Genomic DNA, 7,634 nt, shown 5'->3' on the forward strand with positions numbered 1-7,634 from the left:
CCTGCGCGTCCCCGAGACCCGGGTCACCGGCACCGCCGCTGTGTCATCCGACACCCACCAGACGATCGGGGTCGTCGTCACGCCTCCCGGGGCGGGTGACTGTCCGCAGACGTACGCGGTGAGCGCCCACGCCGTCATCGACCCGGCCGACTGCAACGCCCTCACCTCGACCAGGGCGGGCCTGCGCGTCCCGGAGACCCACGTCACCGGCGTCCCCGGGCCGGTCGGCGGCCAGGCCGTCGACGGGACGATCGGGGTCGTCGTCACGCGCCCCGCCGCCGGCGACTGCCCCCAGGTCTACACGGTCGGCGCCCACGCCGTCATCGACCCGGCCGACTGCAACGCCCTCACCTCCACCAGGGCGGGCCTGCGCGTCCCGGAGACCCGCGTCGTGGGCGTCCCCGGGGCGGCTCCCGGCCGCGTCGGCCGCGGCTGGCCGTCGGTCGACATCGCCGTGGAGGCGCCGGAGGCGGGAGTCTGCCCGCAGACGTACACGGTCAGGGCCTACCTGACTCCCCGCCGCGGTGAGACGGGAGCGGTCGGCGACATCGACCTGCTGCCCTCCCGAGCCAGCCGGGCGTGGGTGGACACGGGCCTGCAGGTCACCCTCCCCGATCCCGGCGTGTACCTGGTGATCGGCGACATCGACACCAACATCTGCGCGCTGCTCGACTACGGGAGCTCCACCAACCTGTGGACCGAGGTACGCCTGATCGACGCGGGGTCGCGTGCCGTCGAGCTGGGGCCCCGCCAGTCGGCCCAGCACCAGTTCTCGACGTCACCGGAAACCCGCTTCCAGCACTGCGTGCACGGCCCGACTCCGCTGTCGGGGCTGGTGACCGTGTCCGAGGCCCAGCGGTCGAAGACTGTCCGGGTGCAGGCGATCCTGCACGGCGACGGGCCCGGCGAGGGCCTGAACGGGGCGCAGCTCCGCACGTCGTACTTCCAGGGCGGCCGTTCCCACCTGACGTACGTGAAGGTCGGCGACTAGCCTTCCGGCCGCTGGGCCGTCGGGCCGCCGGGTCCCGTGCACCAGCGGTCGGGCTCCCGGCGCCCGCGCTTCACCGGTTCCCGGAGGGCCTCGGTCGTCCGGGGACCGGAGCCTGGGGGCGCCTGTCCGCGCAGCACCTCCCGGGCCGGGCCCGCTCGTGCCGGGGAGCGTGCCGGCGGTGACCAGTGCCGTGCCCGTACGGAGCGCCGGCCACCGGCGTCACCTGACGCACGGGGTGCCGACCGTGGGCAGGTGCGGACGAACACGGTGGACGGCTCGGTGCGCCGCCGGTACCGGCCCGCGACGGCGGGTCGGCGGGCCGGGTGCGGTGCGCGCCGCTCACTGGCCGCCCTGGCCGGCGCTGCCGATCGGGCCGATCGTCACCGGGTTGCCGGGGGCGTCGGTGGCGGGCAGGGAGCCGGCGCCCGGCCAGGGGAGGGTGACGGGCCTGGTCTCGTCGGGCGGGGTCACGACGAGGCCGGTGAGGCGCAGGCCGGTGCCGCCGGTGGTGTTGGCGGGGTAGCTGATGCCGAAGTAGGTCGACTTCCCGCTCCTGAGGACGGCCGGGGCCGCCGGTTCGCCGGAGCGTCCGGCGGACAGGGAGCCCGCGTTGGTCGTCAGGTCGACACCGGCGTAGCCGCTGATCGTGCAGTCGTGGCCGCTGTGGTTCTTCAGCTCGACGACCACCGTGCGCCGGGCGTCGCCGTCGATGGTGCGGTCGGCGGCTGTGATCGTGAGGTCGTCGGTGCGGCACTTGCCGCCCTTGCCGGCGTCGGGGGAGCCGGCCGTGCCGGTCGAGGCCTTCGTGCCGGCGGCCGGGCTCGCCGGTGCGGGTGCCGTGCTGGCGCCGGGTGCCGCCGTGGTGGGTGCGGCGGTGGGTGCGGCGGCGGTGGCGGTGGGCGTGCCCGCCGCCGTTCCGCCGGCGGGGTCGTCGTTCTGGCAGGCGGTGAGGGAGAGGCCGGCGGCGGCGAGCAGGGCGGCGAGGGTCAGCTTGTGAACGCGCATGGTGTCTTCCTCGGGGTCGGGGTGGCGGTTGCCGGGTTCCGGTGGGCAGGACAACCACGCCGGGTGAACCGTTTCGTCTGACTCCCGGTCAGGACAGTGCTGTGACACGGACGGGCGCCGACGGCGGGCTCCGCGTCCCCGCCGTACGGCCCCGGGCCCGGGCGCCGCACCGGTTCCGGCCGCGCTGGCGCCGCGTTCCCGTCACCCCGGCGCGGCCGCACCCCGCTGGGACAGACCCGTGACCGCGCGGATCTTGACCCGGGACGCCTCCGCGGCGCCCGACCAGTCGGGCGACCGCTCCGCAGCGGCCCCTGACAGAACGCTCGTGTTCCGGTTGTGGCGGGCTGATACCGGGTCCTGGCGTGGCGGCCCGCAACGTGCTGCGGGCGGCGGCGGCGTTCGGCATGCTGTGGCCGCACTTCGTGCCGACGGGCGGCCGGAGCCCCCGGCGCCGGGGCATGCGCGGCCCGGGGTCCAGGGGCGGCTGAACGGGTTCCCGGACACCCTTGACCCGCGGGGCGGACGCGGCTGCTCACGCCGGCGTGCGGGCGAGCGCGCTCCAGCCGTGCTCCAGGAGCTCGAAGGCCCGGGTGACGGCCTGGCGGGGGTCGTCGTGGGCGTAGGCCGCGCGGGGGACTTCGAGGGCGAAGTGCGCCAAGGCGGTGCAGGCGGGGTCGCCCGCGGGGAGTCCGCTCTCCTCCGCGATGACCCGGGCGAGTGCGGTGGCGTGGCGCAGCCACATCTTCTGCGCGTAGTCGCGCAGCGCGGGGGTGCCGGTCACCATCTCGACGAAGGCGGTGAAGCGGGCGTCGCCGTCGCCGCAGGCGAGCCGGGCGGTCAGGGCGTGCTCGCGCAGGGCCGCGGGGATGGACCAGCCCTCGGGCCGGTCGCGGACGGCGGCGAGCAGGCGGGTCTCCTGTTCGGCGTCCTCGTCGAAGACGAGGGCCTCCTTGACCGGGAAGTGCTTGAACAGCGTGGTGGTGGACACGTCGGCGGCGTCCGCGATCTCGCGGATGCCGACTGCGTCGTACCCGCGCTCCAGGAACAGGCGCAGGGCGGCGTCGGCGATGGCCTGGCGGGTGGCGGCCTTCTTGCGCTCGCGGCGCCCGATCGGCGCCGGAGGGGAGTCCGCCGGATCCGCGGGACCGGCGGCGGTGTCGGTGGTCGGGCTGGGCATACGGACACCCTACCCCTATCGATTGACCAGCTTCAAAAGTTGAGTCGTTGCACTTATTGAGCCGGTGTGCTTTTCTGGGGCGGCGGCTGCGAGGCCCTGCCCGGCCGCCCCCTCCTCGACACCACCCCGCCACCCCGGCGACCCGCCACCCCGCCACCCCGGCGACCCGACGGCGCGACAGCCGGGCCACGGGTACGCCAACGAACGGAGCACGTCGTGAACACCACTCCCGCACCCCGCATCGCCGTCATCGGCGCCGGCCCCGGCGGCCTGACCTGCGCCCGCATCCTCCAGCGGCACGGCATAGCCGCCGCCGTCTACGACCGCGACGCCGGGCCCGACGCCCGCGACCAGGGCGGCACCCTCGACCTGCACGCCGACAACGGCCAGATCGCCCTGCGCGAGGCCGGCCTCCTGGAGGAGTTCTTCCGACTGGCCCGCCCCGAGGGTCAGGAGATGCGTCGGCTGGACCCGCTCGGCACGATCCTCGCCCACCACGTCCCAGGGCAGGACGAGCGGTCCAAGCCGGAGATCGACCGCGGCCTGCTGCGCGGCCTGCTGCTCGACTCGCTCCGGCCCGGCACCGTGCGCTGGGGCCACACCCTGCAGGCCGTCAGCGGCCCCGCCCGGGGCCCCCGGCGGCTGCACTTCGCCGACGGCGCCACCGTCGAGTGCGACCTCGTCATCGGCGCCGACGGCGCATGGTCCAGGGTCCGCTCCGCCCTCTCCCCGGCCACGCCCCGGTACAGCGGCGTGAGCTTCCTGGAGGCCTGGTTCCACGACGTCGAGGCCCGCCACCCCGACATCGCCGGGCTCGTCGGCCAGGGCAGCGCCGCCGCGGCCGACGGCGACCGCGGTCTGTTCGCCCAGCGCGGCGGCGGCGGCCACATCCGCGCGTACGTCATCCAGCGGACCCCGGCCGACTGGATCACCGCCGCCGGCCTCGCCCCCGGGGACACCGAGGGCATCCGCGCCCGCCTCCTGGAGCGCTACCGCGACTGGTCGCCCCGACTGCGCCGGCTGATCACCGACAACGACGGCCCCTACGTCGACCGCCCGATCTTCGCCCTGCCCGTCCCGCACACCTGGGAGCACGACCCCACGGTGACCCTGCTCGGGGACGCCGCCCACCTCATGCCGCCGCTCGGTGTCGGCGTCAACCTCGCCATGCTGGACGCCTGCGAACTCGCGCTCGCGCTGGCCCGCCACGACACCGTCGACCAGGCCGTGCACGCCTACGAGAAGACGATGCTGCCCCGTTCCACGGAGACGGCCCGCCTCCTCGACGGCGCCGCCGAGCACCTGTTGTCCCCCGAGCCGCACGACTTCGCCACGCCGCCGGGAGATGACTGACCGCCGGCGCAGGCCGGAGGCGGGCCCGCCGTCCTGGGCCGCCCCGGCCCGCCGCCCGGCCGCCGCACCCGGCGCGCGGGGACCCGGGAGCGGGCTGTCCCCCGTGAGAGCTACGGACCAGTGCCCCCCGTGAGGTGACGACTCCCGGCCGCCGCTTCCCTAGCGTTCATTCAGCCGCGGCGCCCGGCCGCGGCACCCCGCACGAGGAACCGGAACGGGAGCCGGGGTCGGGGGCGGAACCGAGGAAAGAGACGTCATGACACTGGTGTTGCAGATCCTGGCCGTGGTCCTGGTCGGTGCGGTCGGCGGGCAGGGCGTCGCCGCGGTGCAGGACGACCCGTGGCTCTCACTGCTCCTGGGCGGCCTGACGGCCGTGCTCTCGGTGGCCGTCTACCGGTGGGTCGTGGGGCGCACCGAGCGGCGTCCGGTCACCGAACTGGCCCGCGAGGCGGCGCTCGGGGCGCTCCTGCGGGGCCTGGCCGTCGGGGTCGCGATGTTCGGGTGCGTGATAGCGAACCTCTACCTCCTCGGGGACTACACGGTCCACGGCCTCGGCTCGCCGAGCGGGGCGGTCGGACTGGTCGGCTTCATGGCCGGCGCCGCCGTCACGGAGGAGCTGATGTTCCGCGGCCTGCTCTTCCGGCTCCTGGAGCGCGGCCTGGGCACGTACCTCGCGCTGGCGCTGTCCGCCGCGGTGTTCGGCGCGGCGCACCTGCTCAACAAGGACGCCACCGCGCTGGGCGCCGTCGCCGTCGCGATCGAGGCCGGCGGCATGCTCGCCGCCGCGTACGCCGCCACCCGCCGCCTGTGGCTGCCGATCGGCCTGCACTTCGGCTGGAACTTCGCGGAGTCCGGCATCTTCGGTACCGAGGTCTCGGGCAACGGAGGCACCCACGGGCTGCTGGACGCCTCCACGTCGGGCGCCGAGCTGGTCACCGGCGGCGGGTTCGGCCCGGAGGCCAGTGTGTACGCGGTGCTGATCGGCGCCGTGCTCATGGCCGCCTTCCTGCACCTGGCCCGTCGGCGCGGCCGCATCGTCCCCCGGCGGCGCGCCGGGCGCCTCGACGCCCTCGCTACACTCGCCCGGTGATGAGCCTTCAGCGGGCCGGGCAGGGGTGGCGCCGGCTCGACGTCACCCTGCGCGACCTCCCCCTCGGGGCCCTGTTCCTGCTCGCGCCGTTCCTGCCGGGACTGCGCGGGCACGGCACGCAGCTCGGGGACCTGCCGACCCGCCCCTTCGACGGGACCGCCCTCGTGGCCCTCGCACTCGAATGCCTTCCGCTCGTGGTGCGCCGGCGGTGGCCGGCCGTCTGCCTCGCCCTGGTCGCGTGCGGCTTCGCCCTCGACCAGCTGCGCGGCTACCACTCGGTGGCCGGCGCCGTCCTGCCCGTCGCGCTCGTCAGTGCGGGCGCCCACCTGGAGGAGCGCCGGCGCACCGTCGCGGTCCTGCTCTCCGTGGCGTACGTGCCGCTGGCGGTGGCGCTCACCAGGCTCGGCGCGGGCGGCGAGACGCCGACGGAGTTCGTGACGTTCTACCTCGCCCTCGCCCTGGCCTGGGGGGCCGGGGCGTGGCTGCGCTCCACCCGGGCCGCGGAGGCCGGGCGCCGCGAGGCGGCGGCCGCCGAGGCCCGGAGCGCCGAACGCGTCCGCATCGCCCGCGAGCTGCACGACGTCGTGACCCACCACGTGACCGCGATGGTCGTCCAGGCCGAAGCCGCCCGCTACCTGACCGCCGCGCCCGAGCGGCTGGAACAGTCCCTCACCGCCATCGGCGACTCCGGCCGCCGCGCCGTCACCGACCTGCGCCACCTGCTGGACCTGCTCAGCCCCGACCACGGCGCCGGCGCCGCGGAGACCGCGGAGGCCGCGGAGCCCAGGACGCCGGCCGCCCCCGGAGGGGTCCTCGCCCTCGTCGAGCAGAGCCGCCGCGCCGGGCAGCCCGTGGACCTCACCGAGCAGGGGACACCGCCGGCGACGACCGGAAGCGCCGACCTCGTCGCCTACCGGGTCGTGCAGGAAGCCCTGACCAACGCCCTCAAGTACGCCCACGGCAGCCGTACTTCCGTCCGGGTGCGGTACGGCGCCCGGGAGATCACCGTGGAGGTCGGCACGGACGGAACCGGCTCGCGCGCCGCCGTCGCCACCGGCGGCGGACGGGGCCTGGCGGGCCTGCGCGAACGCGTCGACGTCCTGGACGGCGACTTCAGCGCCGGCCACGGCCCGGACGGCGGCTTCACCGTCCGCGCCCGCATCCCCGTCGGCGGCGCCGCGTGAGCGCACCGATCCGGGTCCTGGTCTGCGACGACCAGATGCTCGTGCGCACCGGGCTGGTCACCATCCTCGGCGCCCAGCCCGACATGGAGGTGGTCGGCGAGTGCGGAGACGGGCGGACCGCCGTCGCCCTCGCCCGCGAGGCGCGGCCCGACGTCGTCGTGATGGACATCCGCATGCCGGTCCTCGACGGCCTGGAAGCCACCCGGCTGCTGGCCGGGGCCGGAGTGCTCCACCCGGTCAAGGTCCTGGTGGTGACCACGTTCAACCTGGACGAGTACGTGTACGAGGCGCTCCGCCTCGGCGCCAGCGGCTTCCTCCTCAAGGACGCCCCGGCGGACCGGCTGCTCCACGGCGTCCGGACCGTGGCCACCGGCGCGGCCCTCCTCGACCCGCAGGTGACACGCCGGCTCGTCGGGCATTACGCCGCCCGCATCCGCCCCGCCGAGGACACCTCCCGCGACCTCCCGCTCACCCCGCGCGAGCTGGAAGTCCTGCGCCTCATCGCGGACGGCCTCTCCAACAGCGAGATCGCCGCCGCCCTGGTCATCAGCCAGGAGACCGTCAAGACCTTCGTCTCCCGCATCCTGGCCAAGCTCCAGCTCCGCGACCGCGTCCAGGCCGTCGTCTACGCCTACCGCCACGGCCTGGCGACCTGACCGGCCCCCCGCCCCGGCGCCGGCCGGGTTCGGCACCGGGCCGGGGCTGGCGTGCGCCGACCTCACACGGCTGGAAATGACGGAGGGGTGTCCGTGGCTGGCTGCCACGGACACCCCTGTCGGGTGGTGCTGCTGCCTCAGCTGTTGTTGCGGCGGCGCCTGCTGAGGGTGAGGGCGA

At 75.7% G+C, this 7,634-nt stretch carries 7 protein-coding genes; 5 read left to right on the top strand and 2 right to left on the bottom strand.

Annotation, left to right across the window (positions count from 1 at the left end; genetic code table 11):
• Positions 1-991 (top strand): hypothetical protein (locus ACH5AR_RS33205; RefSeq protein WP_396305249.1); only part of this gene is annotated, 991 nt, incomplete at its 5' end.
• Positions 992-1,330: 339 nt separating this feature from the next.
• Here ACH5AR_RS33205 and ACH5AR_RS33210 read toward each other — a convergent pair.
• Both ACH5AR_RS33210 and ACH5AR_RS33215 read right to left on the bottom strand, forming a co-directional pair.
• A complete protein-coding gene (locus ACH5AR_RS33210) occupies positions 1,331-1,996 on the bottom strand; it encodes a DUF4232 domain-containing protein (protein WP_396305250.1) in 666 nt (221 codons plus the stop codon).
• 532 nt (positions 1,997-2,528) lie between these two features.
• Complete coding sequence (locus ACH5AR_RS33215; RefSeq protein WP_396305251.1) at positions 2,529-3,173, bottom strand: TetR/AcrR family transcriptional regulator; 645 nt, start codon at positions 3,171-3,173, stop codon at positions 2,529-2,531.
• A gap of 216 nt (positions 3,174-3,389) precedes the next feature.
• Between ACH5AR_RS33215 and ACH5AR_RS33220 the strand changes: the two genes are divergently transcribed.
• The 4 genes from ACH5AR_RS33220 (at position 3,390) to ACH5AR_RS33235 (ending at position 7,456) form a co-directional block, all read left to right on the top strand.
• Complete coding sequence (locus ACH5AR_RS33220) at positions 3,390-4,526, top strand: FAD-dependent oxidoreductase (protein ID WP_396305252.1); 1,137 nt, start codon at positions 3,390-3,392, stop codon at positions 4,524-4,526.
• A 256-nt stretch (positions 4,527-4,782) separates the two neighbouring features.
• Positions 4,783-5,616: a lysostaphin resistance A-like protein gene (locus tag ACH5AR_RS33225; RefSeq protein WP_396305253.1), complete on the top strand. Its 834-nt coding sequence runs from the start codon at positions 4,783-4,785 to the stop codon at positions 5,614-5,616.
• Positions 5,613-6,800, top strand: coding sequence for a sensor histidine kinase (locus ACH5AR_RS33230; protein WP_396305254.1), 1,188 nt, complete (start codon positions 5,613-5,615; stop codon positions 6,798-6,800). The genes ACH5AR_RS33225 and ACH5AR_RS33230 overlap by 4 nt, the downstream gene beginning before the upstream one ends.
• Complete coding sequence (locus ACH5AR_RS33235; RefSeq protein WP_396305255.1) at positions 6,797-7,456, top strand: response regulator; 660 nt, start codon at positions 6,797-6,799, stop codon at positions 7,454-7,456. Before ACH5AR_RS33230 ends, ACH5AR_RS33235 begins: the two co-directional genes overlap by 4 nt.
• Positions 7,457-7,634 lie beyond the last annotated feature (178 nt).

Origin of the sequence: Kitasatospora sp. NPDC018619 (assembly GCF_044391605.1) — a bacterium.
Classification (GTDB): Bacteria; Actinomycetota; Actinomycetes; order Streptomycetales; family Streptomycetaceae; genus Kitasatospora.